General features: G+C 71.7%; 22 protein-coding genes and 1 pseudogene. 10 read left to right on the forward strand and 13 right to left on the reverse strand.

What is annotated here, in order from left to right:
* Nucleotides 1–11: 11 nt before the first annotated feature.
* The 5 genes and pseudogenes from ACGFWE_RS04665 to ACGFWE_RS04685 all read right to left on the reverse strand — a co-directional run bounded on the left by ACGFWE_RS04665 (nucleotide 12) and on the right by ACGFWE_RS04685 (nucleotide 5,414).
* Nucleotides 12–992 (reverse strand): alpha-ketoacid dehydrogenase subunit beta, encoded by a 981-nt coding sequence (locus tag ACGFWE_RS04665; RefSeq protein ID WP_393597839.1) that lies wholly within the window; start codon nucleotides 990–992, stop codon nucleotides 12–14.
* Nucleotides 980–1,957 carry a thiamine pyrophosphate-dependent dehydrogenase E1 component subunit alpha gene (locus tag ACGFWE_RS04670; protein WP_393597841.1) on the reverse strand — a complete coding sequence of 326 codons (978 nt, stop codon included), beginning with the start codon at nucleotides 1,955–1,957 and terminating at the stop codon, nucleotides 980–982. The genes ACGFWE_RS04665 and ACGFWE_RS04670 overlap by 13 nt, the downstream gene beginning before the upstream one ends.
* Nucleotides 1,944–3,319 (reverse strand): annotated as a pseudogene (locus ACGFWE_RS04675) (M24 family metallopeptidase). Before ACGFWE_RS04675 ends, ACGFWE_RS04670 begins: the two are co-directional and overlap by 14 nt.
* 52 nt (nucleotides 3,320–3,371) lie before the next feature.
* Nucleotides 3,372–4,001: a helix-turn-helix domain-containing protein gene (locus tag ACGFWE_RS04680; protein WP_393597843.1), complete on the reverse strand. Its 630-nt coding sequence runs from the start codon at nucleotides 3,999–4,001 to the stop codon at nucleotides 3,372–3,374.
* Between the two features lie 267 nt (nucleotides 4,002–4,268).
* Nucleotides 4,269–5,414 carry a sensor histidine kinase gene (locus ACGFWE_RS04685; protein ID WP_393597845.1) on the reverse strand — a complete coding sequence of 382 codons (1,146 nt, stop codon included), beginning with the start codon at nucleotides 5,412–5,414 and terminating at the stop codon, nucleotides 4,269–4,271.
* A 191-nt stretch (nucleotides 5,415–5,605) separates the two neighbouring features.
* Between ACGFWE_RS04685 and ACGFWE_RS04690 the strand changes: the two genes are divergently transcribed.
* From ACGFWE_RS04690 to ACGFWE_RS04705, 4 genes are all read left to right on the forward strand, one after another.
* Nucleotides 5,606–5,974, forward strand: a complete 369-nt coding sequence (locus tag ACGFWE_RS04690; protein WP_393597847.1) for a DUF4333 domain-containing protein — start codon at nucleotides 5,606–5,608, stop codon at nucleotides 5,972–5,974.
* Between the two features lie 32 nt (nucleotides 5,975–6,006).
* Nucleotides 6,007–6,690 (forward strand): ABC transporter ATP-binding protein, encoded by a 684-nt coding sequence (locus tag ACGFWE_RS04695; RefSeq protein WP_352380600.1) that lies wholly within the window; start codon nucleotides 6,007–6,009, stop codon nucleotides 6,688–6,690.
* Nucleotides 6,691–6,705: 15 nt separating this feature from the next.
* Nucleotides 6,706–8,694 (forward strand): FtsX-like permease family protein, encoded by a 1,989-nt coding sequence (locus ACGFWE_RS04700; protein ID WP_393597849.1) that lies wholly within the window; start codon nucleotides 6,706–6,708, stop codon nucleotides 8,692–8,694.
* A gap of 523 nt (nucleotides 8,695–9,217) precedes the next feature.
* Complete coding sequence (locus ACGFWE_RS04705) at nucleotides 9,218–9,919, forward strand: response regulator (protein WP_393597851.1); 702 nt, start codon at nucleotides 9,218–9,220, stop codon at nucleotides 9,917–9,919.
* Between the two features lies 1 nt (nucleotide 9,920).
* Here ACGFWE_RS04705 and ACGFWE_RS04710 read toward each other — a convergent pair whose 3' ends face one another.
* Complete coding sequence (locus ACGFWE_RS04710) at nucleotides 9,921–10,364, reverse strand: potassium channel family protein (protein WP_352380606.1); 444 nt, start codon at nucleotides 10,362–10,364, stop codon at nucleotides 9,921–9,923.
* Between the two features lie 170 nt (nucleotides 10,365–10,534).
* On the opposite strand from ACGFWE_RS04710, the gene ACGFWE_RS04715 reads away from it, so the two are divergent.
* From ACGFWE_RS04715 to ACGFWE_RS04730, 4 genes are read left to right on the forward strand one after another with little or no spacing between them, the layout of a single operon-like run.
* Nucleotides 10,535–11,347: an SAM-dependent methyltransferase gene (locus tag ACGFWE_RS04715; RefSeq protein ID WP_352380608.1), complete on the forward strand. Its 813-nt coding sequence runs from the start codon at nucleotides 10,535–10,537 to the stop codon at nucleotides 11,345–11,347.
* 38 nt (nucleotides 11,348–11,385) lie between these two features.
* Nucleotides 11,386–12,789, forward strand: coding sequence for a glutamine synthetase (locus ACGFWE_RS04720; RefSeq protein WP_393597854.1), 1,404 nt, complete (start codon nucleotides 11,386–11,388; stop codon nucleotides 12,787–12,789).
* 2 nt (nucleotides 12,790–12,791) lie between these two features.
* Nucleotides 12,792–13,946 (forward strand): amidohydrolase family protein, encoded by a 1,155-nt coding sequence (locus tag ACGFWE_RS04725; RefSeq protein WP_393597856.1) that lies wholly within the window; start codon nucleotides 12,792–12,794, stop codon nucleotides 13,944–13,946.
* Nucleotides 13,947–13,979: 33 nt separating this feature from the next.
* Entirely contained in the window at nucleotides 13,980–14,516 is a 537-nt protein-coding gene (locus ACGFWE_RS04730) for an NUDIX hydrolase family protein (RefSeq protein ID WP_352380614.1), read from the forward strand.
* 9 nt (nucleotides 14,517–14,525) lie between these two features.
* Here ACGFWE_RS04730 and ACGFWE_RS04735 read toward each other — a convergent pair whose 3' ends face one another.
* From ACGFWE_RS04735 to ACGFWE_RS04745, 3 genes are all read right to left on the reverse strand, one after another.
* On the reverse strand, nucleotides 14,526–14,855 hold the full coding sequence (locus ACGFWE_RS04735; protein WP_352380616.1) for a DUF2218 domain-containing protein: 330 nt from the start codon (nucleotides 14,853–14,855) through the stop codon (nucleotides 14,526–14,528).
* Nucleotides 14,856–14,975: 120 nt separating this feature from the next.
* Nucleotides 14,976–15,905, reverse strand: coding sequence for a carbohydrate kinase family protein (locus ACGFWE_RS04740; protein ID WP_393597858.1), 930 nt, complete (start codon nucleotides 15,903–15,905; stop codon nucleotides 14,976–14,978).
* The gene (locus tag ACGFWE_RS04745) at nucleotides 15,902–16,597 is read right to left on the reverse strand and encodes a class II aldolase/adducin family protein (RefSeq protein ID WP_393597860.1); all 696 of its coding nucleotides are present in this window, start codon (nucleotides 16,595–16,597) and stop codon (nucleotides 15,902–15,904) included. Before ACGFWE_RS04745 ends, ACGFWE_RS04740 begins: the two co-directional genes overlap by 4 nt.
* Nucleotides 16,598–16,690: 93 nt before the next feature.
* On the opposite strand from ACGFWE_RS04745, the gene ACGFWE_RS04750 reads away from it, so the two are divergent.
* On the forward strand, nucleotides 16,691–17,362 hold the full coding sequence (locus tag ACGFWE_RS04750) for a TetR family transcriptional regulator (protein ID WP_393597862.1): 672 nt from the start codon (nucleotides 16,691–16,693) through the stop codon (nucleotides 17,360–17,362).
* Nucleotides 17,363–17,540: 178 nt separating this feature from the next.
* On the forward strand, nucleotides 17,541–18,536 hold the full coding sequence (locus ACGFWE_RS04755; RefSeq protein WP_393598931.1) for a glycoside hydrolase family 43 protein: 996 nt from the start codon (nucleotides 17,541–17,543) through the stop codon (nucleotides 18,534–18,536).
* On the opposite strand, the gene ACGFWE_RS04760 is transcribed toward ACGFWE_RS04755, so the two are convergent.
* From ACGFWE_RS04760 to ACGFWE_RS04775, 4 genes are all read right to left on the reverse strand, one after another.
* The gene (locus tag ACGFWE_RS04760; RefSeq protein WP_393597864.1) at nucleotides 18,526–20,634 is read right to left on the reverse strand and encodes a glycoside hydrolase family 127 protein; all 2,109 of its coding nucleotides are present in this window, start codon (nucleotides 20,632–20,634) and stop codon (nucleotides 18,526–18,528) included. The genes ACGFWE_RS04755 and ACGFWE_RS04760 overlap by 11 nt on opposite strands.
* A 111-nt stretch (nucleotides 20,635–20,745) precedes the next feature.
* Entirely contained in the window at nucleotides 20,746–22,611 is a 1,866-nt protein-coding gene (locus tag ACGFWE_RS04765; protein ID WP_393597866.1) for a glycoside hydrolase family 127 protein, read from the reverse strand.
* A 7-nt stretch (nucleotides 22,612–22,618) separates the two neighbouring features.
* Entirely contained in the window at nucleotides 22,619–23,440 is an 822-nt protein-coding gene (locus ACGFWE_RS04770) for a carbohydrate ABC transporter permease (RefSeq protein ID WP_266392658.1), read from the reverse strand.
* A gap of 14 nt (nucleotides 23,441–23,454) precedes the next feature.
* Nucleotides 23,455–24,393 carry a carbohydrate ABC transporter permease gene (locus tag ACGFWE_RS04775; protein WP_393597869.1) on the reverse strand — a complete coding sequence of 313 codons (939 nt, stop codon included), beginning with the start codon at nucleotides 24,391–24,393 and terminating at the stop codon, nucleotides 23,455–23,457.
* Nucleotides 24,394–24,404: the final 11 nt, after the last annotated feature.

Here is a 24,404-nt window from a genome sequence, read left to right on the forward strand (position 1 = left end):
CTAGGGGATGTTCAGTACGCGGCGAGGCTCCTGACGGCCGCCACGACCTTGTCGACGGTGGGAATGACCTGTTCCTCCAACGCGTCCGCGAACGGCAGCGGCACGCACTCCCCCGCCACGCGGCGCACCGGCGCGTCCAGCAGCCCGAACCCCTCGTCGGCCACGACGGAGACCAGGGTGGCCCCCCAGCCGCCCTGGTACGGGTTCTCCTCGACGGTCACCAGCCGGGAGGTCCGCCCGAGCGAGGCGAGGACGGTGGCCATGTCGAGCGGCACCAGGGAGCGCAGGTCGACGACCTCGACGTCGATGCCCTCCTGCGCGAGCCTCTCCGAGGCCGTGAGCGCGACCGGCACCATCGAGGCGAGCGCCACCAGCGTCACGTCGGCGCCCGCACGCACGACGGCGGCGTGCCCCAGGTCGATCACATGGTCCGGCGGCGCGGGCGGCCCCTTCGTGGCCAGCAGCCCCTTGTGCTCGAAGAACACGACCGGGTCGTCACTGCGGATCGCGGCCGCCATCATCCCGATCACGTCGGCGGGCGTGGAAGGCGCGGCGATCTTCAGCCCGGGGACGGTCAGCGCCCAGTTCTCGGTGGCCTGCGAGTGCTGGGCGCCGAAACCGAGCCCGCCGCCGTTGGCGGTGCGCACGACGAGGGGCACGGTGACCTGACCGCCCGTCATGTAACGCACCTTGGGTATCTCGTTGGCGAGGTAGTCCCAGCAACAGGCCAGGAAGTCCGAGAACATGATCTCCACGACGGGCCGCATCCCGGTCATCGCGGCCCCCATCGCCGCGCCCACGATGGCCTGTTCGGAGATCGGCGTGTCCCACACCCGCTCGGACCCGAACTCCTTGTGCAGCCCCGCGGTGGTCTTGAACACCCCGCCCGCCTCGCCGATGTCCTCTCCCAGGCAGACGACGGACGGATCGCGCCGCATCTCCCGCGCGATGCCCTCGGCGACCGCCTCCCGATACGTGATCACGTCCGCCATGCCGCACCCCCGTCCGCCCATACGTCGGTGAACGCTTCGCGCGGATCCGGCGGCGGCGCGTTCTTCGCCGCCTCGACCGCCTCCCGTACGACCGTCCGTGCGCGCTCGTCGGCCGCGGTGACCGTGTCCTCGGGCACCCCGGCCTCGATGAGCCGCCCTCGCGCGATGTCCAACGGGTCGTGCTTGAGCCAGCGTTCGACCTCCTCGGCCGGGCGGTAGGTCGCCGGGTCGGCCCGTGAGTGCCCGAAGTGGCGGTAGGTCTCGGCCTCCAGCACGGCGGGCCCGTCTCCGGCCCGGGCCCGTCGCGCCAGCCGTGCCACCGTCTCCTGGACGGCGACGACGTCGTTGCCGTCGACGACCTCGCCGGGGATGCCGTACGCGGACGCCCGGTCGGCGGCGGGGCGGGGCACCGCCGTGACGTCGGCGATCGGGGTGTACTCCATGTACAGGTTGTTCTCGCAGACGAACAGCACGGGCAGTTTCCACACGGCGGCCAGGTTCAGCGCCTCGTGGAAGGCGCCGATGTTGGTGGCGCCGTCCCCGAAGAAGGCGACCGCGAGCTGGCCGGTGCCGCGCAGCTTCGCCGACCAGGCGGCGCCGACCGCCATGGGGAGATGGGCGCCGACGATGGCGTAGGAGCCGAGCATGTTGGTCACGGCCTTGGTGAGGTGCATGGAGCCGCCCTTGGCCTTGCACAACCCCGTTGCCCTGCTCATGAGTTCGGCGAGGCACTCCTCGGGGGTGGCGCCCCGGGCCATGGCGTGGTGGTGGCCGCGATAGGTGGCGAAGACGTAGTCGTCGTCGCGCAGGGCGGCGCTCGCGCCGACGGCGATCGCCTCGTGGCCGGCCGCGAGGTGGGTAGTGCCCTTGACGAGCCCCTGGAGGAACAGGTCGTGGGCGGCCTTCTCCGTACGGCGGATGAGGGCCATCTGCTCGTAGAGGGCGAGGAGTTCAGCGGTGTCCATCGCCGGTCCCCTGGTGTCCGTGAGCGGTTCCGGTCCCCGTGTTCAGGTGGGACTGAGCCTCCCGGGCGGTGTTGAGTTCGCCGCCCACCGTCCAGTACTTGCGTCCCGCGACCAGGAGCTCCTCGGCCGGGAACTTGGTGATGACCTCGCAGCCGTCGGCGGTGACGACCAGTTCCTCCTCGATCCGGGCGGCGGACCAGCCGTCGGCGGCGGGCCAGTAGGTCTCCAGGGCGAACACCATGCCCTCTTCGAGGACTTCGGGGTGGTCGAGGGAGACCAGGCGGCTGAAGATGGGCTTCTCCCAGATGGACAGGCCGACGCCGTGGCCGTACTGGAGGGCGAAGGCGGCGGTCTCGTCGGCGAAGCCGAACTCCTCGGCGCGCGGCCACACTTGGACGACGTCGGCGGTGGTGGCGCCGGGCCGCACGAGGGCGATCGCCTGGTCCATGTACTCGCGGCACCTGGTGTACGCGTCCCGTTGCGCGCGGGAGGCGCTGCCCACGGCGAAGGTGCGGTAGTAGCAGGTGCGGTAGCCGAGGTGGCTGTGCAGGATGTCGAAGAAGGCAGGGTCGCCGGGGCGGATCAGCCGGTCGCTGTAGACGTGCGGGTGAGGCGAACAGCGCTCCCCGGAGATGGCGTTGACACCTTCGACGTACTCGCTGCCGAGGTCGTAGAGGACCTTGCTGACCAGTCCGACGCACTCGTTCTCGCGGACTCCGGGGCGCAGGTGGGCGTAGAGCTCCTCGTAGGCCGCGTCGACCATCGCGCAGGCCTGGGCGAGCAGGGAGATCTCGTCGCCGGTCTTGATGCGGCGGGCCTCCAGGAAGACCTGCTGGCCGTCGACGACGTCGATGCCCTCGGCGCGCAGGGCGGCGAGGACGGGCTCTCGGCGACGTCGATGCCGAGGGGTTCGTTCGCGAGGCCGTGCTCGCGCAGCTCGGCGGCGATCTTCGCGGCGACGTCCTCGGCGATCCCCGCGCCCGGGTGGAAGGCGCCGCGCAGGGTGGAGATGCCGGCGCGGGCTCCGGTGGGCGGGCCAGTGGGCGGGCCGTCCTTGCCGTCGCTGTGGTCGAGCCACGGGTTGTAGAGCTGGTGGTGGCGGGCGGCGGAGCCGAAGTCCCAGACGATCGGTTCGCCGCCGCGGACCAGCAGGGCGAAGCGGATCAGCTTGTCCATCGCCCAGGTGCCGATGTGGGTGGCGGTCATGTAGCGGATGTTGGCGAAGTCGAAGCTGAGCACGGCGCCCAGTTCGGAGCGGTTCAGCGTGTCGTGGAGGCGGGCCAGGCGCTGTCTGCGCAGCCGGTCCAGGTCGACGCGCTCCTCCCAGTCGACGGCATTGGGGCCGTATGTACGGATCGCCATCGCGACCACCCCCACCATCGAGTCAACGACCGTCCGCGAGGAGTGTCAAGCGTCACTGAACAGTTTGGCTCGACACGAACCAGACACCGACGGCCGGTTCGTCGCCGTCGTTGCGGTACCGGTGGGGGGTGGTGGACTCGAAGCTGACGGCGTCGCCGGGGCGCAGGACCTGCTCGTCGAAGCCGAGGGTGAGGACGAGTTCGCCGGAAATCAGATAGCCGTACTCGGTGCCGGCGTGCCGCATCAGGCCGCCCGAGCCCGACGAGGAGCCGCCGGGCCGGTACGTGACGAGCAGGAAGTCCACGTCCGTGCCGGGGACGTGCCCGAGCCGCTCCCACACGACACCGGAGTCCAGCTCCAGTACCTCCCGCTCACCGGGGCCGACCAGGGGGCCGATGCGTCGGCCGGGGTCGGCCGCGAAGGCCGCCAGGGCGTGTACGACGGAGGCCTCACGCGCCGCAGCGGCCTCCCGGCCATCGAAGAGCGACTCGACGGAGATGCCGAGAGCCGTGGTGATGGCGTACAGGGTGCTGACCGACGGCTGGCTCTTCCCGGTCTCTATCTGGGAGACCAGACTCGCGGAGACGCCGACCTCACGGGCCAGGGCACGCAACCCCAGACCACGCTCCAGCCGCGCCTGCCGAATGCGCGCCCCGACGGCCGGCACGGGAACAGGGGACACGGGCGGGCTCCTCTCCTGTGCAGCACCATTGAACAGCCCGGCCCCACGGCGGGGGAAGACTGCCCACGTGATCGGGGCGAGAGCGCCGAGTACGCCTGGATTGGGCCGCCCGCAGTCCTGGGAGAAGCTCTCGCGCCGTCCGGGGAAGACTGCGCGCGTCTCCGGGACAGAACACCCGCACCTCAACGGGAGCCCCGTACCCACGGCAAGAGCCCGCGTGCCATCCGGCAGAGACCACCCGCGCCCCCGCCGCCCTCGAGCCCCCCGTCATCCCGGAAGCAGCGCCCGCACCTCCCACCCGTACTCCGCCCGCGGTCCCGCGTGCAGTTCGCCGCCGAGGGCCGTCACCCGTTCCTTCAGGCCGACGAGGCCGAAGCCGCCCCCGTGCGCCGCCGGCGGCAACTGGCTGCCGCCGCGCCCGTCGTCGGACACCGTCACCTCAAGGCGGGCCCGCTCGTAGCGCAGCTCCACGGTGACCTGGCCGGCGTCGCCCGCGTGTCGCCGTACGTTGGTCAGCGCCTCCTGCACCACGCGGAAGGCGGCCGCCTGAACCTCGTGCGGAAGGTCGTCGGGCACCTCGGGTGCGCGGTTGAGGGCGGCTTTCTGGATGGGACTCGCGAAACCTTCTATGAGACCGGTGACGCCCGCGAGGTCGCCCACCGGGCGCCGGTCGGCCGGGTCCTCGGTGTCGCGCAGCACACCGACCGTACGGCGCATCGAGGCCAGCGCCTCGGTCGCGGCCCGCTCGATACCCGCGAGGACCGGGTCGAGTTCGTCGGCGCCGGTGTCCGCCATCATGCGCGCCACCTGGGTCTGGACCAGGATGCCGGTGACATGGTGGGCGACGAAGTCGTGCAGGTCGGCGGCGATGGCCAGGCGCTCCGCCCGCCGGGTCTCGCTGACGGCGACGGTCCGCCGGTAGTCCTGCGAGCGCAGATACGCGGCGAACGCCACGGTGAGGCCGATCAGGACGAACCCGATCAGCATGTACGCCAGCATGATGTCCTCGTCGTCGAGGAACGGCCGTACCGGCAACGCGAGGACGGCGGCGCCGTCGAGCGTCGCGCACGCCATCACCGAGGAGCGCGGACAGTGCCGTACCGCGACGAACAGCAGGCACAGCAGGATCGCCGGCTCGCCAGGTCCGAACAGGGCACCGGAGCGCAGCACGGAGTCAGCCGTGCACAGGAGGGAGGCCAAGGCCGGCACGGCGGCGCGCAGTTGGGGGGTGAGCCAGGGCGGGCGCCGGTGGGCCGGCCACAGTACGGCGGCGGTGCCGAGCAGCAGCACGGCCGCCTGCGGCCAGCCGACGCCCTTGTCGGTGCCCGAGGCGAAGAGGTCGACAGCGGCCGCCGCGACGAGGGCACCGATGCCGGCGGCCCCTGCGCAGCCCCGGGCGGAAACGGACTTCATGCCGTTCACGCTATGCGCAGCCGCCGCTCACGGGATCGGCCGAACGGTCGAGACGCCGCCGTGCCGGGCCCGGAGACCCTGGCCGTTCGGCCGAGGCGGGCGCCCGGCTCCGCGGGCGAGAGTGGAGGCACTTCCGAGGAGACGCCTCTCCCGCCGGAGGCCCCTCCTTCCCCTGTCCTCAGGAGTACGTGATGCAGAGCAAGTACCTCGTCGGCGCCGTCGGCGCAGTGGCCGGCGCGGCCGTCGTCTTCGGACTCGGCAGCCACTTCCTGGCCGGCACCGAGTCCACCACCTCCCTGGACACCCAGAGCTCGGCGTCCGTCGGCGGCCACAAGGCACTGGCCGCGTACGTCGTCGAGGGCCGCACCCAGAGCAAGTACCACCCGCTGCCGTGGGTCGGCGTGAAGGTCACCGACGTCTCGTGCCCGAGCGGGCTCAAGGCCGTCGCCGGCGCCACCCTCACCTGCACCGGCACGAGGAGCGGCGGCGGGACCGTGGACATACCGGTGACCGTGGTCAAGGCCTCGGACACGTCCGTCACCTGGAAATTCGGCCGCTGACAAGACCGCTGACAAGAGGACCGGCTCACATCATGAACACCGTCCTGGCCGGTTACGGCCTCGTCAAGAAGTACGGCTCCACCACCGCGCTCGCCGGAGTGGACGTCGATGTCCGCGAGCGCGACTCGCTGGCGATCATGGGCCCGTCCGGCTCCGGCAAGTCCACCCTGCTGCACACTCTCGCGGGGATCGTCCGACCGGACGGCGGCGAGGTGCTGCTGCGCGGCGAGCGCATCGACCGGCTCGGCGAGAACAGACTGAGCGCGCTGCGCCGCAAGCGGTTCGGGTTCGTCTTCCAGTCGGGTCAGCTGCTCCCGGAGCTGCCCGCCGAGGAGAACGTCGCGCTGCCGCTGATGCTGGAGGGCATGCCCCGCAGACAGGCCGTCGAGCGGGCCCGCCGCTGGTTCGCGCCGCTGGGCCTAGACGGCCTCGCGCACCGCAGGCCCGGTCAGCTCTCCGGCGGTCAGGCCCAGCGCGTGGCGATCGCCCGGGCCCTGGCGGTCGAACCGGACGTGGTCTTCGCCGACGAGCCGACCGGCGCCCTGGACCAGGCCACGAGCGCGGAGGTGGTCCGGCTGCTGACGTCTGTCACACGGGAACAGGGTGCCGCCCTGGTGGTGGTCACCCACGACGCGGAGGTCGCCGGCCACTGCGACCGGGTCCTCCAGGTTCGCGACGGCCGCGTCAGTGGCCACAGCCCATACACGGTCGCCTGAGCGGCAGGAGATGCCATGCGTTCCCCCCTCATTCCGCTGACCTGGCACATCGTCCGGTCCTCCGGCCGCCGTGGCCTGCAGAGCCGGCTGCTGGCGGCCGGCGCGGCCGCGGTCGGCACGCTCGTCCTGCTGGTCATCGTCGCCGCCGCCCTCGGCTCCGGCGCCCGCGCCGACCGCACCGCCTGGCGCACCCCCCAGCCGGCGAAGCACGGCACCGCGATCCAGGCGCTCGCGACGACATACGTCCGCCACGAGCCGGTCACCGTCGTCTCCCTCGCCCAACTCCCCGGGCGCAGCGGCACCCCCGCACCGCCCGGCCTGACGTCCTTCCCGGCGAAGGGCGAGGTGTATGTCTCCCCCGCCCTGGCCTCGCTGCTGCACGAGCTGCCCGCGAACCAACTGGCCGACCGCTTCCCGAAGGTGTCCTCGTACGGCACGATCGGCGCCGCCGGTCTGGCCTCGCCGGACGAGCTGGTGGCCGTCGTCGGGCGGGCCCCGACCGATCCCGCGGTGTCCAGAGCGGCCGAGGGGTCCACGGTCTCCGACATCGATCAGGCGGCGCGTGCCGAGATCACCGGCTTCTCGGGCACCCACGCGAGCCTGTTCACCGCCTACGATCAACAGATCGCCCTGGTGGGTATGGCGCTGCTGGTGATGCCGGTGGTGGTCCTCGCGGCGGCCTCCGGGCGGCTCGGCGCGGCCCGGCGCGAGCAGCAACTGGCCGCGCTGCGACTGGCCGGGGCGACCCCGCGGCAGATCATCGGCATGACCGCGCTGGAGACCGCGGCGCTCGGGGCGGCCGGTGCCCTGACCGGTGCGGCGCTGTACGCGGGACTGCTGCCCCTGCTCGCCGAGATCCCGTACGGCATCGGGGGTTGGTACGTGAGTCAGCTGTGGGTGGGGCTGCCGTGGCTGGCGACGGTCGTCGTGGCGGTCACCGGGCTCATCACTCTCAGCGCGGTGTCGATGCTGCGTCGGGTGGCGACCTCGCCGCTCGGTGTCGCCCAGCAGGCGGACCCGCGGCGGACCAGGATCATCCGGCTCGTCCTGTTCGTCGTGGTCCTGCTGTATCTGTGGGGCTCCACGGGCGGCGGGCAGCTGTCGACCCGGCAGGTGATCGGTCTGCTGCTGCTGTTCTACGGAGCGTTCTGGCTGGTCGGGCCGTGGGTGGTGGACCGGCTCGGCCGACTGGTCGGCCGCTTCGCCCGGGGCCCGGCGACCCTGCTGGCGGGCCGTCGTCTGAGCGACGACCCGCGCGGTGCCTGGCGTACGGTCAGCGGTCTGGTGCTGGCCGGGTTCGCGGCGGGGTTCTTCGCCGTAAGCATGGTCGGCATGGACGGCTCGGCCCACCGGGACCAGGTCGCGGTGGCCGGTGCGCACGCCTCCCAGGTCCGTACGCTGCTCCGTGACGCCGGTGTCACCGCCACCTTCGACACGGTGGGCGAGGACGACTGGGACGGGCTGCTGAGCGGCACACCGGGCGTGGTCGCCCACATATCCGGCGGCGGCCGGGCCCGTCTCGACACCGCCGTCACCGCGTTGACGGCCGCGAACCCGGCGCGGCCGCCCCTCACCCAGGACTACGTGACGGCGGGCGACCGTACCGCCATCGGCCGCTTCGCCGAGGTCAGCACGGCGACTCTGGCGCTGAGCTTCCTCGTCGCCACCACTTCGGCCGGCCTCACCGCCGCCGCGGGTGTCCTGGATCGACGCCGGATCTACGGCCTTCTCCGCCTGGCCGGCACTCCCCTCAAGGTGCTGGACCGGGCTCGCGTCCGCGAGACGGTGATCCCCCTGGTCGTCCTGGCCGGCGGCACCACCGCCGTCGGCGTCTACGTCTCCTACCGCCTCAACCAGGCCGTCGGCGCCTCGATCAATATGACGGGTGTCCTGGAACTGGGCGTGTGCGTGGCCGTGGGCGCGCTGGCGATGTTCGCGGCGATCGGCGGCAGCAGGCCGTTGCTGCGGAGAGTGACGGAGGACGCGGCGCGGAGCACGGACTGAGACACAGGCCGGAGCGGCTCCCGCTGCTCGGAGGCGGTGCCGAGGCATACGAGCCGGCTCCCGCCAGAGCGGTGGGCGCGCCGGCCGACCGGACGCCCATCGGCTCCCGGCCCGGCGTGCCCCTCCGGCGTAGGCAGTGCCGGCCACAAGTCGGCTCCCGCCAGAGCGGGGTGCGAGCCCGCCGACCTGACGACCAGACGAACGGACGCCCATCAGCTCCCGGCCCGGCGTGCCCCTCCGGCGTAGGCAGTGCCGACCAGGAGCAGGCCCCCGCCCGAGCGGCGGGGCCGGTCGGGCGCCCCACCGTCGGCTCCCGGCCCGGCATGGACCCGATGGCGTCCTCGCGCCGCCTCGGGAACTGGTGCGAAGCACCAGCCCTGACCAGGACACAACCCGCCCTCGAACCGGCACCGGGCCCGACCGTCACCCTCCGGCCGGGCCCGGTGCCACAAGCCCGTCCCGTCCCGTTCCGCCCCGTCCACAGCGCCATCGCGCCCGTCTCTCCCTGAGGCATGATCGACCCATGACGAGCCCCACCCCGCCGGCCGTGCCCATCCGTGTGCTGATCGCCGATGACCAGGACATGGTCCGTACCGGCTTCCGTTTCTTCCTGGACGCGCAGCCGGACATCACCGTGGTCGCCGAGGCCGCCGACGGGGAGACGGCGGTGCGGCTGGCCCGGGAGGCGCGGCCCGATGTGTGTCTGCTGGACATCCGGATGCCGAAGCTGGACGGGCTGGAGGCGACCCGGCTGCTGGCGGGGCCCGAGGTCGCCGATCCCCTGCGGGTGGTCGTGGTCACCACCTTCGACCTCGACGAGTACGTCTACGGCGCGCTGCGCGGCGGTGCCTGCGGGTTCTTGCTGAAGGACTCCGGGCCCACCCTCCTCGCCGAGGCGGTCCGTGCCGCCGCGGCCGGTGACTCGCTGGTCTCCCCCTCGGTCACCGTGCGCCTGCTCCGGCACCTGACGCAGGGCCCGGCGCCCGCGCCGGTCGTCGCGGCCCGCCCCGCACCGGCCACCGAACCCCTGACCGACCGTGAGCTCGACGTGGTCCGCCGGGTCGCCCTCGGCCGTACGAACGCCGAGATCGCCGCCGAGCTGTACGTCTCCCTCTCCACGGTCAAGACCCACCTGTCCAGCGTCCAGCTGAAACTGGCCGCACGGAACCGCGTGGAGATCGCCGCCTGGGCCTGGCAGCACGGGCACGCGCGGCCGGAGAGCTGAGTCACCCGTTCTTCTTGGCCTCCAGCAGTTCTTCCAGCCGGTCGAACCGCTCGTGCAGGGCATGCACCGTCCGGGCACCCACAGAGTGCAGGCGCTTCTGCTCCCGCCCCACGAACCAGGTGGCGAGCGCCGCCGTGACCATGCCGTACGTCGTGATCCCGACGACCATGACCACCGTGCCGACGACCCGGCCCCACCAGGTGACGGGGTAGAAGTCGCCGTATCCGACGGTCGTCGCCGTCTCCACCGACCACCACAGGGCTTTCGGGTAGGACGTGAGGTTCGCGCCACGCGTCTGCTCCTCGGCGACGAGCACCGCCCAGGAACCCGTCAGCATCACCGCGAGGAGCACGAGGGTCGCACCGCCCGCCGCCTTCATGTGGAGCGAGCGCCCCTCCCGGCCGAGCATCAACCCGACGACCCTGACGAGGAATCCGGGCAGCATGCTCACTCCTGGCAGTCCGCGGGCAGGGGCGGGGCGTACCGGGCCAGTGTCACCGCCGGGAGGGCGCCCGGCACCTCGGACAGGGCGTTCGAGTCGCGGTTTCCAGGACAAGCTGATCATCGGACGGCACAATGGCGGCAACGGCCGCAGGCGCGAGAAGGAGCACAGTCGTGAGCGAGAGCCACACCTCGTCGGGTGCGTCGGCGAGGCTGAACACAGGTGTGGCGCACAACGCGCGCGTGTGGAACTACTGGATCGGCGGCAAGGACAACTACGAGGTCGACCAGCGGGTCGGCGACCACGTCGCCGGGATGTTCCCCATCATCCGGGAGATCGCCCGCGCGGACCGCTGGTTCCTGGGCCGCTCGGTGCGCTTCCTCGCCGAGGAGCAGGGCATCCGGCAGTTCCTCGACGTCGGCACCGGGCTGCCGACGGTGGACAACACCCACGAGATCGCCCAACGCATCGCGCCCGACTCACGGATCGTCTACGTCGACAACGACCCGATCGTCCTCGTCCACGCCCGCACCCTGCTGACCAGCACCCACGAGGGCGTCACCGACTACATCGACGCCGATGTCCACGACCCGGCCGCCATCCTCGAACGGGCCGCGGGGACCCTGGACTTCAGCAAGCCGGTCGCGGTGATGATGCTCGGAATCCTCAACTTCGTCCTCGACACCGACGAGGCGCGCAGGATCGCGCGCGAGATCATGGCCGCGATGCCCGCCGGCAGCCATCTGGCCCTGACGCACCCCACGTTCGACGCCGACCTCGGCGGCGAGGGGCAGATCCCGGCCATGAAGTTCTGGAACGAGAACGCCACTCCGCCGATCACGGCCCGCAGCGGCGAGGACATCGCCACCTTCTTCGAGGGACTCGATCTCCTCGAACCGGGCCTGGTCTCCTGCTCGCAGTGGCGTGCCGAGTCCGACTCCCCGGCCGTGGTACCGCAGTTCGGTGCGGTGGCCGTGAAACCCTGACGCGGGATCCGATCGGCCGAGCCCGTCGTGGAGGACGTATGACCACCCTTGCCGACCCCGTCCCCGGAGGCCGTCCCGGGGAGGTGGACCGGGCCGCCGCACTGAGCGAGGAGCTGTCCGCGAAGGGTGTGCACGGCGTGGTCCTGGCCTATGTCGACACCGCGGGCATCTGCCGGGTGAAGACGATCCCGACGGCGAAGCTGCCGTCCGCCGCGGCCTGGGGCGTGGGCATGTCGCCGGTGTTCGACACCTTCCTGGCGAACGACTCCATCGTCACCACGGACACCCTGGGCTCCCCCGACGGCGATCTGCGCCTGTACCCCGATCTCGACCGGCTCGTGGCACTGGCCGGGCAGCCCGGCTGGGCATGGGCACCGGTCGACCGGATCACACAGGAGGGCGAGCGCCATCCGGGCTGTTCCCGCACGGTCCTCAGGCGGATCGTCACCGAGGCGGCCGAGCGGCACGGGATCACCTTCAAGGCGGGCATCGAGATCGAGTGGGCGGTGGGCCGGGGCCCGGCGGCGGAGGGTGACTTCGTGCCCGCCGTGTCGGGACCGGCGTACGGTGCCACCCGCCAGGTGGAGCTCGGCGACTATGCGGCCGACCTGCTGGCGGCCTGCGCCGAGCAGGGCATCGAGGTGGAGCAGCTCCACCCCGAGTACGCGGCCGGGCAGTTCGAGATCTCGACGGGCGCGCTGGATCCGGTGGCGGCGGCCGACGTCAGCGTGCTCGTACGGCAGACGATCCGGGCGGTGGCCCAGCGGCACGGGCTCGTCGTCTCCTTCGCCCCGGCGGTCTTCGCGGAGGGCGTCGGCAATGGCGGCCACCTCCACCTCTCCGCCTGGCGCGACGGCGAGAACCTGCACTCCAGCGGCAAGGGCCGGTACGGCATGACGCCCGAGGCCGAGTCGTTCGTCGCGGGTGTCCTCGCCCACCTGCACGCGCTCGCGGCCCTGACCGCGCCGAGCCCGGCCAGCTATCTGCGCCTCAAACCGTCCCAGTGGGCCGGGGTGTTCACCGCCTGGGGCCGTGAGGCCCGGGAGGCGGCGGTCCGGATCGTGACCGGCACGGCGGGCCGGACTCATCGGGCCGCGAACCTGGAGCTGAAGCCGGTCGACCTGGCCGCGAACCCGTATCTCGCGTTCACCGGTCTGATCGCCGCCGGACTCGACGGGCTGACCTCGGCCCTGCCGCTGCCCAGGGAGATCACCGGGGATCCGGCCCTGCTCCCCGCCGAGCGGGCCTCCGCCATGGGCGTACGCCGGCTGCCGACCTCTCTCTCCCAGGCGGTCCGGGCCTTCCGCGCCGACGAACAGCTGCGGGCCGCGCTGGGCCCGGTTCTCGCCGACGCCGTGGTCGCCGTGCGCTTCGGAGAGAGCGATTCCGTGGCCGAGCTGGACGACGAGCAGATCGCGGCGGCGTACCGCTGGAAGTACTGAGCATGAGCGGAGCTGTCCACGAGGCCCTCGCCTCCGCCCGGCTGGTGGACCACCACTGCCACGGGGTCGTCACCGACGGACTCGACCGGACGGGCTTCGAGTCGTTGCTCACCGAGGGCACGGTCTGGCCCGGGATCTCCCCGTTCGACAGCCCTGTCGGTGTGGCGGTCCGCCGTCACTGCGCACCCCTGCTGGACCTCCCCCGCCACGCGCCGCCGGACGCCTACCTGGCCCGCCGTGCCGAACTCGGCCCGCACGAGGTCAACCGCCGCTTCCTGGCCGCCGCGGGCACGGAGGTGTTCTGCGTCGACACCGGGTACGCGCCGGACCGCATCACCTCGCCCGGGGAGCTGGCCCGGATCGCGGGCGGGACGGCCTACGAGGTCGTACGGCTGGAGAGCGTTGCGGAAGCCGTGGCCGAGCGGGGCGTGGAGCCGGGCGCGTACGCCGACGTGTTCCGGGACGCCGCTGTGGCGGCCGTGGGGCGGCCCGGTGTGGTGGCCGTGAAGTCGGTCGCCGCCTACCGCACCGGCTTCGACCTGGACCCGGCGCGCCCCTCGGACGCGGAGGTCACCCGTGCCGCCGCCGACTGGCTCGCTCGCGGTGGCCGACTGGCCGATCCGGTTCTCGTACGGCATCTGCTGTGGACCGCCGTGGACCTGGGGCTGCCGCTCCAGCTGCACACCGGGTTCGGCGACAGCGACATCCGGATGCACCGGGTCGACCCGACCCACCTCACGGACTGGCTGCACCTGACCGCGGGCACCGTCCCGGTCCTGCTGCTGCACTGCTGGCCGTACCAGCGGCAGGCCGCCTATCTGGCCGCGGTGTTCGAGCAGGTGTACCTGGACGTGGGCCTGACCCTGCACTACGTCGGGCCCGCGCGGTCCCGGGCGATCCTGGCGGAGGCGCTGGAGATCACGCCGTTCCGCAAGCTGCTGTACAGCTCCGACGCGTACGGAGTGGCCGAATTCCATCTGCTCGGCGCGCTGTCCTTCCGGCAGGGCCTCGCCGCTCTGCTCCAGGAGCGGGTGGACGCCGACGAGCTGAGTCTGCCGGACGCGTTGCGCGTCGCGGCCTGGACGAGCGGCGACAACGCCCGCCGTCTCTACGTGCTTCCCGCCCCGGTCCCCGTCCCACCAGGCGAGCGCGACTGAGCGCCCGCTGTCCCCGGAAAGTATGATCTAGCAATGTCTGACTTGACCGATACCACGCCCGGCTGGCTGAGCGCCGACGATCTCGAGCACGCGCGCGCCCGGATGCCCATCCTGTATGTCGAGGCCGTGCCCGTGCGCGTCGACGACAGCGGCGAAGTCACCAGCGTCGGCCTGCTGCTGCGCATCGGACCCGACGGAACGGTCAGCCGGACTCTGGTCTCCGGCCGCGTTCTCCATCACGAGCGGGTCCGGGACGCCCTGCTGCGTCACCTGGAGAAGGACCTGGGCCCCGTGGCGCTGCCCCGGATCCCGTCCTCGCTCCAGCCGTTCACGGTGGCCGAGTACTTCCCCACCCAGGGGGTCACGCCGTTCCACGACCCGCGCCAGCACGCCGTGTCCCTCGCCTACGTCGTCCCGGTGACCGGCGACTGCCGGCCCCGGCAGGACGCGCTGGACCTGGTGTGGTTCAGTCCGCAGGAGGCCCTGTCACCGGCGGTGGCGAGCGAGATGCCCGGCGGTCACGGGGTGCTGCTCAAGCAGGCGCTGGCCCACGTGGGCTGCGCGATCTGAGGCGCCCGGTCAGTCGGTCTCCTTGCGCTGCGTCGTGCCGGGCTCGCCGCCGTCCCGCGTCCACTCGACGACCAGTTCGTCCTTGGTGCCGAAGCGGACCAGGTGGCTGCCGACGACGTTCTCCAGGAGATCGAGGTGCTCGGACTCCGTCTCCAGTGTCAGCAGCAGCGCGTCCTCGGTGGCGGTGAGGGAGCCCTTGCCTCCGTTCTGGAAGAGCAGGGTGCCCTCACCGCTCTCCTCGTCCCACGTGGTCCGGCTGCGACGCCCGAGGTGCGAGGCGAGCTGCTTGGCGTAGCGGTGCGGCCGGTCGGTGGCGACGCGGGCTTCGGAGCGGGGCATCGGAACTCCCAGGAGTGCGAGGGCGCGGTACGGACTCGATGCTGCCGCAACACCGGCCGCCCCACGCCCATTCCGCACCCCCATTCCGCACCCCTCGCGCCCGTGAAGCGGGAGTGCGGCCTATGCGCGGGTCGCGCTCGTCATGGAGAACTCGTCGGCCTCCGCCAGGTCGAAGTCACCGTGGTCGCTGCCCAGGCCCTGCGCCACCAGTGCCGCCGCGGCGCTGCCCAGGATCGCCGCCTCGCGTGGTGAGCGGTCCAGGCTCATCCCGCGCAGGAAGCCCGCCGAGAAGGCGTCACCGCAGCCGGTGGTGTCGACGACCTCGACCTCGAAGGCGGGGACGGTCTCCGTGCCCTCGGCGGTGACCAGGAGGGCGCCGTCGCCGCCGCGGGTGACCGCGACCAGGCCCACCCCGCCGGCCAGGAACTTCTTCGCGCCGGTGACGACGTCCTGTTCCTCGCTGAAGCCGAGGACCTGGTCCTCGTTGGGGAGCAGGAAGTCGACGTACGGGAGCAGCGGTTCGATCTGGTCGAAGGTGCCGAGCTCGCCCGGGGCGAGGAGGTCCACCGAGGTGACCACGCCGTGCTCCTTGGCGTGCGCCAGGATGCGGGCGGCGACGTCGGCGCCGATCAGTTCGGGGCCGCCGAGGTGCAGGTGGCTCGCCTCGGCGACCGCGTCCCAGGGCACGTCGTCCAGGCCGTAGGTGATGTTGGCGCCGAGCAGGTGGAGGGTGGGGCGGTCGCCGTTGGGCCGGATGGGCAGGACCGTCGCGGAGGTGGAGGTGTCGATGCGGCGGACGAGCAACCCGGTGTCGATCCCGGCCTGGTCGAGGAGCTGGGTGAGCAGGTCGCCCGTCGGGTCGGTGCCGATCGCCCCGGCGGTGCGCACCGAGGCGCCCAGCTTGGCCAGGGTGAGGGCGGTGCCCGCGGCCGTGCCGGCGGCGGTCATGCGGATGTCCTCGACCAGGGTCGCGCCCTGGCCCTCGGGTATCTCCTCGACCGGCCGGACCAGGACGTCCAGCACGTGCACGCCCATGGTGACGACGTTCATCGGTTCCCCTCCTGCGCGGATGGTGCGGAATCTGCGGATTGCGTGGTGCCGTAGTTGCGGGCGAGGGCGGCCTCGATCACCGCGATCTGCTGCTGTTCGTCGAGGACGCGGGGCTGCCCCAGGGCGGCCGCGCGCTGGTAGACACCGCAGGCCCACTCCAGGAGCAGTGCGTGCTCGACCGCCTTGTCGAGAGTCGGGGCGTGGGTGACGGCCCCGTGGTTGGCCATCAGGGCGGCGCCCCGGCCCTCCAGCGCGGTGAGGACCGACTCGGCGAGGTCAGGGGTGCCGAAGGTGGCGTAGGGCGCCACCCGGACGGTGCCGCCGAGGGCCAGCAACTGGTAGTGGATACAGGGAAGTTCGTCGAGGACGAGGGAGAGGGCGGTGGCCATCGGGGCGTGGGTGTGCACGACGGCGGCGGTGCCGTAACGGCGGTAGACGCCCAGGTGGAGGTCGAGTTCCGAGGTCGGCAGCAGACCTCCGGCGACGATCTCGCCGTCGAGGTCGACGACGGTGACCTGGTCCGGGGTGAGCTCGGCCAGGATCGCGCCGGTCGCGGTGATAGCCACCCGGTCCTCGACACGGACGCTGACGTTTCCCGCCGTACCGATGAGCAGGCCCTCGGCCCCCAGACGGCGGCAGGCGTCCGCCACGGCGGCCCGTTCCTCGCTCAGCACCGGGCTTGAGTCGGTCATGCGCGGGACGCTAACCTAAACCTGAAACAAAGTCACGTTCACGTTCGGAGGTTGTCCCGTGAGGTGGTCACGTGGGTGAGCGGAGGTCGTGCCGTGGCTGAGTCCGCCCCGGATGCCGCCCCGAACGCCGACCCGGCCGCATGGATCGCCTCCCTGCGCCGCACTCCCCAACAGGCCCGCAGCCGGGCCCGGTTGGCCAGGGTGCTCGAAGCCGCGGAGCGCATCCTGGTCGAGGAGGGCGTCGAGTCGCTCACCACGACCCGGATCGCGTCCGAGGCGCGGGTGTCGGTCGGCTCGCTGTACCAGTACCTGCCCGACCGCGGGGCGATCATCGAGGCGCTCGCGGCCGGTTACTTCGCGAAGCTGGAAGCGGCGATGGACGCGCTCGTGGAGGCCGCCGCCGCCGAGCGCTGGGAGGACCCGGTCGGTGTCCTCGTCGACGCGTACGCCGAGATCTACCGCAGCGAACACGGCTTCCGTGCCCTGTGGTTCGGCAGCGGACTGACCGAGCGGACCCGGGCCGCGGACCGCGAGCACAAGCTGCGGATGGCCGACGGGATCCGCCGCATCCTGCTCGCGCTGCGTCTCGCCGAGGACGACGAGGCCCTCGCCCGCGTCTGTCACGCCGCGATCCTCACCGCCGACGCCCTCGCCCAGGAGGCCTTCCGCCGGGACACGAAGGGGGACATCGCGCTGCTGGAGGAGGCGAAGATCCTGCTGCGCGGATATCTCACGGACATCGCGGCGCGGTACGGACCGTCCTGACGCCGTCGGGACAAAGGCGGGCGCCCGCGCGGGCGTTGCGCAGGTTGTACGCCGTCCTCATGAACCCCGGCGCGGCCGGACCGGGCGGCACCGGCGCACAATGCCTCGCGGCCCGCTGATCACGACCTCCACGTATCGTGCCCCCGTGACCGACAACGAGCCCCTCCACCTGCCCGACATGCCGTTGCACGACCCCTTCGTCGTCGCCGACGAGGAGACGCGGACGTACTGGCTCTACACGTCCAACGAGCCGTCCGTTTCCGGGGTGGAGGGCGTCGGGACGATGGTCTACCGCAGTCAGGACCTGCGGGACTGGACGCGGCCCGACGTGGTGTTCCGGACGGACGAGCAGGAGGGGATCTGGGCGCGGGACGGAGCCTGGGCGCCGGAGGTGCACGCGTGGGGCGGCAGGTACTACCTGTTCACCACCCTGCACGACGAGGGCCGGATGCTGCCGGTGCCGCCCGCCGGGCGCTGGGGCACGCCCTTCCAGTTGCCGAACCACGCGCGCGGCACGGTCACCGCCGTGTCCGACTCGCTGCTCGGCCCCTTCACCGTCGTCGATCCGTCCGGGCCCACCCCGCCCGCGCACTTGATGACTCTCGACGGCACGCTGTACGTCGATCCGGCCGGGCAGCCCTGGATGGTGTACGCGCACGAGTGGCTGCAGACCGTCGACGGGACGATGGAAGCCGTCCGGCTGGCCCCCGATCTGACCGGGACGGTCGGTGAGCCCGTCTTCCTGTTCAAGGGCTCGGACGCGTTCTGGCTCGGTGAGCAGATCCCCGCGGGTGTACCGCACCAGCTCGCGCCCTACGTCACCGACGGCCCGCAGCTCCACCGCACCCCTGACGGTGCCCTTCTCATGCTGTGGTCGACGTACGAGAAGGACACGGCCGGTACGGACGGCACCGTCAGCGGCGGGTACGTGCAGACCTACGCCGTCTCCAAGTCCGGTGAGCTGCACGGCCCTTGGGAGCAGCGCCGGCCGCTGGTCCGCAAGGACAGCGGGCACGGCATGCTGTTCCGGACCTTCGACGGCCGGCTGATGATGATCCTCCACCGTCCCTTCGAGAACGCCCGCGGCAAGCTGTACGAGATGCGGATCGACGGTGACGAGCTGCGGGTGCTGCGGCAGCGCACCGACCTCGACGGCGACGACATCAGCGCCTGAGGCCCGCGTTCTGCGCGGCGGTGATCACCCGGTCCCGCTCGGTGGTGCTCATCAGCGCTTCCGAGGTCCAGGTGTCGGCCAGGGCGCGCACCGCTTGCACGAACACTCCCGAGGACGCGAAGGGCGCCTCGGCCCAGAGCACGTCGAGGAAGGTCAGGCCGTCGCCGCGGGCGCGGTTCGGGACGCCCGAGTCGGCCCGGCCGAAGCGGATGAGCGGTTCGACGCGCTTGAAATAGGCGTGGTAGCGGGTGTCGTCCGCGAGGTGGAAGGGGGCGAGGGTGAGGCCGTGCGTGGTGAAGTGCAGCGGGCGGCCCTCGGGGCGGACCGCGTCGGCGAGGTCGCCGCGGAGCGTGAGGTCCTTGTAGAAGGAGAACTCCCGGAAGGTCGTGGCCGGGCTCTGGGCGACCAGCAGGACCGGGCCGTGGAAGAGCGACTGGACCGTCGGATCGTCCGAGGCCCGCTCGACGCGCAGGCGGTAGGGGGTGGAGAGGCCGACCCGGTCGCCGGTCCGCCAGTCCCTGTTCAGGCTGAGGTAGCTGCCCGGCACGGCCGGGACCCGCTGCCGTACGCCGTTGACCGTGACGGTGACGCCTGCGGTGGCCCAGGACGGGATGCGGAGTCTCAGGTCCAGTCTGCCGCCGCCCTCGCGGAAGGTCAGCGTGCGCACGCCCTCGTACGGAAAAGCGCTGCTCTGCTCGACGACGAGCCCGCGTTCCGGCCAGCGCAGCGTCGAGGCTATGTGGAGGTTGACGTACAGGGCGGTGCCGTCGGCGGAGCGGAAGTAGATCGAGTCCTGGTACTTGGTGTGGTTCTCCATGCCGGTGCCGCCGCAGCAGGTTCCGGTGTTGTCGTACTCGCGCACCACCCCCGGGCCCATCCCGACGAAGTAGGTGACCTCCGGGCTGCTCGTGCTGGGAGTGTCACGGCGGGAGGCGAGGATGTGGTTGGTCAGGCCCCGCTCGTAGTAGTCCGTGTACTTGGGGTCCGGGTCGCGGAAGAAGAGCTGTCGGCTCAGCTTGAGCATGTTGTAGGTCGCGCACGTCTCGGCGTTGTTGTCACCCAGGGTGGCCGCGATGGCGCCCCTGGCCCGGAACATCTCGCCCTGCCCCGTGCCGCCCAGGCTGTAGGTGCGGGGGCCCGCGACCATGCCCCAGAAGTTCCGGGCCGCCGCGGCGTAGCGCTGCTCTGCGGTGTGGTCGAACAGCCGGATGTAGCCGGTGAACTGGGGAATGTGCTGGTTGGCGTGCCGGCCGTCGAGGATGTCCCGGTTCTCGGAACAGGCGTCCAGGAGTGTGGTGTTGTCGAAGCACCGGGCGGCGGCGAGGTGTTCGGGGCGTCCGGTGAGGGCGTACAGGTCGGCCAGCACCTCGTTCATCCCGCCGTACTCACCGGCGATGTAGATCGACCACATGCGCTCCAACTGGGCCTTGGGCAACCGGCTCAGGCGGCTGTGCATCCAGTCGCCCATCCCCGAGGCGATCCGCAGCGCCTGCTGGTTGCCGCCCAGGGTGTGCGCGTCGAGCAGGCCTCGCATGATCTTGTGGCAGGTGTAGTACGGCGCCCAGATCGTGGGGTACGTCGTGTAGCTCTCCAGCAGGACGAACTGCGTCTCCGGGTACGCCGCCAGGTAGCCGGGATGGCTCGGTTTCGGTGAGCCGCGCTCCGCGAAGGCCTGTCGGCACTCGTCCAGCGCGGTGACGAGATAGTCGAGCTTGGCCTTGAGGGCGGTCTCCCGGGTACCGGCGTACGCCTGGGCGACGAGGGTCAGGAAGTGGCCGCCGTAGTGGCCGCGCAGGTTGCCGTCGGAGGTCTCCCAGCCGCCGGGCGGCCGGGCACCCCTGGTGTCGAGGCCCGCGTTGGCGCGGAAGACGGCCAGGATGCGGTCGGCGGGGTAGGAGCGGGCGTAGTCGAGCATGAGGTCGCGCTTGCGGCGGAACACGCTCTCGCCGAGGGTCACTTGGTCGAGGGGGAAGGGCCGCACGGGCCAGTCGGGCGCCGCGGCGGCGTAGCACGGGGTGGCGAGCTGCACGAGGGGTACGGCGGCCGCCGTGGCGGCGGCCAGAGCCAACACGCCTCTGCGGGTGGGGGGTTGGGACATACCGGGTCTCCGATCGTCGGTCGCGTCTGTGCTGGGCCCCGTTTCTGTACTGCTCCCTGTTACTGTGCTGGTCCCGGTCTCTGAGCCGGACATCGTCTGAGCCGGACATCGTCAGTGCCGGGTCGTCGGCAGCCACACCCGCATCGTCGACGGGCCGCGGTTCGCCCAGGAGTGGTACGGCACCAGCACGATCCCCTGCCGCTCGGCGGCGGGCACCTCGGCCTGGTCCGGCGGCCGGTACGGCCACTCCTCGTCGTGCGGCTCGGCGAGTTCACCCGGGGCCACGACGGTGTCACCCGGCCGGTCCACCGGCTCGGCGGCGGTGTCCACCCGTACGGTGTCGACCTCCCGTCCGCCCGGCAGGTCCAAAGACTCCGCGCAGTACACCAGGGGGCCGCGCTGGACGGCGACCGTGCCACGTACCGCGTCGATGCGGGGGTCCGGCACGATCCAGCGCGGGGCGACGGGCAGTTCGAGCCGGATCTCGTCGCCGGGGCGAAAGACTCGGGTGACCGTCGCCGTGCCCGGGGCGACGGTGCGGCGGGTTCCGTCGGCGTCGACCAGCCGGGCCGTGGCTCCCTCCGTCCACGCCGGGACGCGCAGGGACAGGGTCCATGGGTGGTCCGGGGAACGGGCGATCCGTACGGTCACGGTTCCGTCGGACGGGTAGCCGGTGCGCACGCGCAGGGCGATGTGGTCGACGGAGATTTCGGCGTCCGCGTACTGGTGGAGCTGGATGCCATGGTCGTCGACGGAAGCCAGATACGCGGGCAGCTGGGCCAGGGTGCGGGCCACGTTGGTCGGGCAACAGGACACCGCGAACCAGGGGGCGCGCAGACTCGATTCGGCACGTGGGCTCACGGCGTCCGCCACCGGGACGGTGCCGCGTCGGCGGCGGTGCAGGGTGTTGGCGTAGAAGAAGGAACGGCCGTCCTCGGAGGGCGAGGTCGCCACGACGTTGAACAGGGTCCGTTCGGCGAGGTCGGCAAAGCGCGGTTCGCCCGTGGCGAGGAGGAGCCGCCAGCTGAGCATCACGGAGGCGACCGCGGCGCAGGTCTCCGAGTAGGCGCGGTCGGGTGGGAGGACGAAGTCGTCGCCGAAGGACTCGTCGCGGTGGTGGGAGCCCATGCCGCCGGTCAGGTAGGTGCGCCGGGCGACCGTGGTCTCCCACTGCCGTACGACGGCCGCGAGGAGGTCCTCGTCCCCCGTCTCCACGGCGACGTCCACGGCGCCGGCCGCGAGGTAGAGGGCGCGGACGGCGTGGCCGCGCAGGACGGTGGCCTGCCGGACGGGCAGGTCGTCCTGGTAGTAGGCGCGGCCGAACTCGCCGTCGGCGAGCGTGCCTCGGCCTCTTCGGTCGATGAAGAGTGCCGCCTGGTCGAGGTAGCGCTGTTCGCCGGTCGCTCGGGCCAGTTCGACCAGGGCGGTCTCGATCTCGGGGTGTCCGCATACGGCTTCTATGCCGCCGGGGCCGAAGGTGGCGCACACGTGGTCGGCGGCCCGCTGGGCGATCTTCGCCAGCTCGCCCTCGCCAAGGGTGCGGATCTGCGCCACGCCCGCCTGGATCAAGTGGCCGTAGCAGTACAGCTCGTGGCCCCATTCGAGGTCGCTGTAGCGGGGCTGCTGGCCGGGGCGGCCGAAGGCGGTGTTGAGGTAGCCGTCGCTTTCCTGGGCGGAGGCGATCGTCTCGGTGATCGTGTCGGAGCCGGTGCCTGCCCAGGCCATCGCTTCGAGCAGTTTGTAGACGTCGGAGTCGGCGAACTCCCGTCCCCGCCGCTGCTCCACCGGTGTGCTGAAGTTGCCGGTCCAGCCGACGCGTTCCATCCAGTCGCGGCAGTGGTCGAGGGTGGCGCCGGCGTTGACCTCCCTGCGCCGGGCCCAGAAGCCGCCGGTGATCCTGACCTCGTCGAGTCCGAGCGGCCGGAGCCGACCGCGACTCGGTGCGACCGGTACGACAAGGTCCCTGTTCTCCTTCAACAACGCGTCATCCCTTCAGGGCGCCCGACATGAACCCGCGCACGTAGTGCCGTTGCAGAAGCAGGAAAACGAGGAGACAGGGCACGGCGAGCACCACCACACCCGCTTCGGTGGCGCCGTAGTCGACGGCGCCCATGCTCTGTTGGCGCAGATTCGCCACGGCCAGCGGCAGGGGTGCCTTCTCGCTGTCGGAGATGAGGATCAGCGGGGCGATGAAGTCGTTCCAGGCCGCGAGGAAGGCGAAGAGGCCCACCGTGATCAGTCCCGGACGCACTGCCGGGAGCAGTACCCGGCGCAGGGCGCCCGCGGTGCCGCAGCCGTCGACGAGGGCCGACTCCTCCAGTTCGCGGGGGACCGCCTCGAAGGAGATCCTCATCATGAAGGTGGCGAACGGGAGTTGGAACATGGCCAGCACCAGGCTCAGCCCGAGCAGGGAGTTCTGGAGGTGCAGCCGGCCGAGGAGGACGTAGAGGGGGATCAGGAGGGTGGCGTACGGGACCATGAGGATGGCCAGGGTCAGCAGGAACAGCAGGTTCTTGCCGGGGAAGCTGAACCGCGCGAAGGCGTAGCCGCCGAGGAGCGACACACCGACGGTGAGCGCGACCGTGAGGGCCGAGACAACGGTCGAGTTGAGGAGGTAGCGCCACAGTCCGGCGTCGTAGTCGAGGAGCGTGCGGTAGTTGCCGAGGCCGTAGCCGGACTCCTGGGCGGTGCCGGGCTGGGCGCTGACGGAGGCCCAGGTGTTCCAGAGCAGCGGGAAGAGGAAGATGACGGCGAGGCCGGAGGCGACGACGTAGTACGGCGTCTGTCCGAGGGCGCGGGTGCGCACGGCGCGGTCCCCCTTCATGATTCGTCGGCCTGCCGCAGACCGCGGAACTGCACGGCGTTGAGGAGCAGGAGCGTGGCCAGCACGATGATCGAGAGGGCCGCCGCGGTACCGAGGTCGAGCCGCTGGAACGCCTCCCGGTAGATCAACTGCACCAATGTCACCGTGCTGTTGTCCGGGCCACCCTTGGTCAGGACGAAGAACTGGTCGAAGGCGAGCAGCGATCCGGTCACGCACAGCAGCAGGGACAGGGCGAGGGAGGGCCGCAGCAGCGGCAGGGTAATGGAGCGGAAGACCTGGCCGCGGCTCGCTCCGTCCATGCGCGCCGCCTCGTACAGCTGGTGCGGGATGCGCTGGAGGCCGACGAGCAGGATCAGCATGTAGAAGCCGGCGAACTTCCAGACGACGAGGAACACCGTCGACAGCAGGGCGGAGTTCGGTGTGCCGAGAAAGGACACCGGGCCGTCGACCAGGCCGAGTTTCTCCAGCGGGCGGCTGAGCGGGCCGGTGGTGGGGCTGTACATGCCCCAGAAGAGGAGGGAGGCGGAGGCGAGGCCGAGGGCGCCCGGCAGGAAATAGACCGTGCGGAAGAAGCCGGTGCCGGGGCGCGACTCCTGCACCAGCAGTGCGAGGAGGAGCGCGAGGCCGAGGAGGAGGACGGTGACGATCCCCGTGTAGAGGAGCGTGAAGCGGACCGCGGGCCAGAACAGGTTGCTGTCGGTGACGTCGGTGTAGTTCTCGGGAGTGTTGCCGCCCTGGTCTCCGGCGAGCAACGGCCAGTCGTGGAGCGACATCTGGCCGACGAGGAGGAGGGGCAGGACAAAGAGGACGGCAACGAACACGGCTGTCGGGGTGGCGTATCCGAGGCCTTGGAGGGTGCGGGAGTGCCGCAGGCGGCGGTGCCGGCGTTCCGTCCGGACCGGGGTTTCGACCGCCTCCCGGTCCGGCGTCTGCACCTGCGTGTCCC

The organism is Streptomyces sp. NPDC048523 (assembly GCF_043199815.1).
Taxonomy (GTDB): domain Bacteria; phylum Actinomycetota; class Actinomycetes; order Streptomycetales; family Streptomycetaceae; genus Streptomyces.

What these genes read in the sequence shown, in the direction of transcription:
- ACGFWE_RS04665 (WP_393597839.1), bottom strand. Translation starts at nt 992, where the DNA reads ATGGCGGACGTGATCACGTATCGGGAGGCGGTCGCCGAGGGCATCGCG.
- ACGFWE_RS04760 (WP_393597864.1), bottom strand. Translation starts at nt 20,634, where the DNA reads ATGTCCCAACCCCCCACCCGCAGAGGCGTGTTGGCTCTGGCCGCCGCC.
- ACGFWE_RS04735 (WP_352380616.1), bottom strand. Translation starts at nt 14,855, where the DNA reads ATGCCCCGCTCCGAAGCCCGCGTCGCCACCGACCGGCCGCACCGCTAC.
- ACGFWE_RS04700 (WP_393597849.1), top strand. Translation starts at nt 6,706, where the DNA reads ATGCGTTCCCCCCTCATTCCGCTGACCTGGCACATCGTCCGGTCCTCC.
- ACGFWE_RS04670 (WP_393597841.1), bottom strand. Translation starts at nt 1,957, where the DNA reads ATGGACACCGCTGAACTCCTCGCCCTCTACGAGCAGATGGCCCTCATC.
- ACGFWE_RS04755 (WP_393598931.1), top strand. Translation starts at nt 17,541, where the DNA reads ATGCCGTTGCACGACCCCTTCGTCGTCGCCGACGAGGAGACGCGGACG.
- ACGFWE_RS04740 (WP_393597858.1), bottom strand. Translation starts at nt 15,905, where the DNA reads ATGAACGTCGTCACCATGGGCGTGCACGTGCTGGACGTCCTGGTCCGG.
- ACGFWE_RS04685 (WP_393597845.1), bottom strand. Translation starts at nt 5,414, where the DNA reads ATGAAGTCCGTTTCCGCCCGGGGCTGCGCAGGGGCCGCCGGCATCGGT.
- ACGFWE_RS04730 (WP_352380614.1), top strand. Translation starts at nt 13,980, where the DNA reads ATGTCTGACTTGACCGATACCACGCCCGGCTGGCTGAGCGCCGACGAT.
- ACGFWE_RS04720 (WP_393597854.1), top strand. Translation starts at nt 11,386, where the DNA reads ATGACCACCCTTGCCGACCCCGTCCCCGGAGGCCGTCCCGGGGAGGTG.
- ACGFWE_RS04690 (WP_393597847.1), top strand. Translation starts at nt 5,606, where the DNA reads ATGCAGAGCAAGTACCTCGTCGGCGCCGTCGGCGCAGTGGCCGGCGCG.
- ACGFWE_RS04705 (WP_393597851.1), top strand. Translation starts at nt 9,218, where the DNA reads ATGACGAGCCCCACCCCGCCGGCCGTGCCCATCCGTGTGCTGATCGCC.
- ACGFWE_RS04725 (WP_393597856.1), top strand. Translation starts at nt 12,792, where the DNA reads ATGAGCGGAGCTGTCCACGAGGCCCTCGCCTCCGCCCGGCTGGTGGAC.
- ACGFWE_RS04745 (WP_393597860.1), bottom strand. Translation starts at nt 16,597, where the DNA reads ATGACCGACTCAAGCCCGGTGCTGAGCGAGGAACGGGCCGCCGTGGCG.
- ACGFWE_RS04695 (WP_352380600.1), top strand. Translation starts at nt 6,007, where the DNA reads ATGAACACCGTCCTGGCCGGTTACGGCCTCGTCAAGAAGTACGGCTCC.
- ACGFWE_RS04710 (WP_352380606.1), bottom strand. Translation starts at nt 10,364, where the DNA reads ATGCTGCCCGGATTCCTCGTCAGGGTCGTCGGGTTGATGCTCGGCCGG.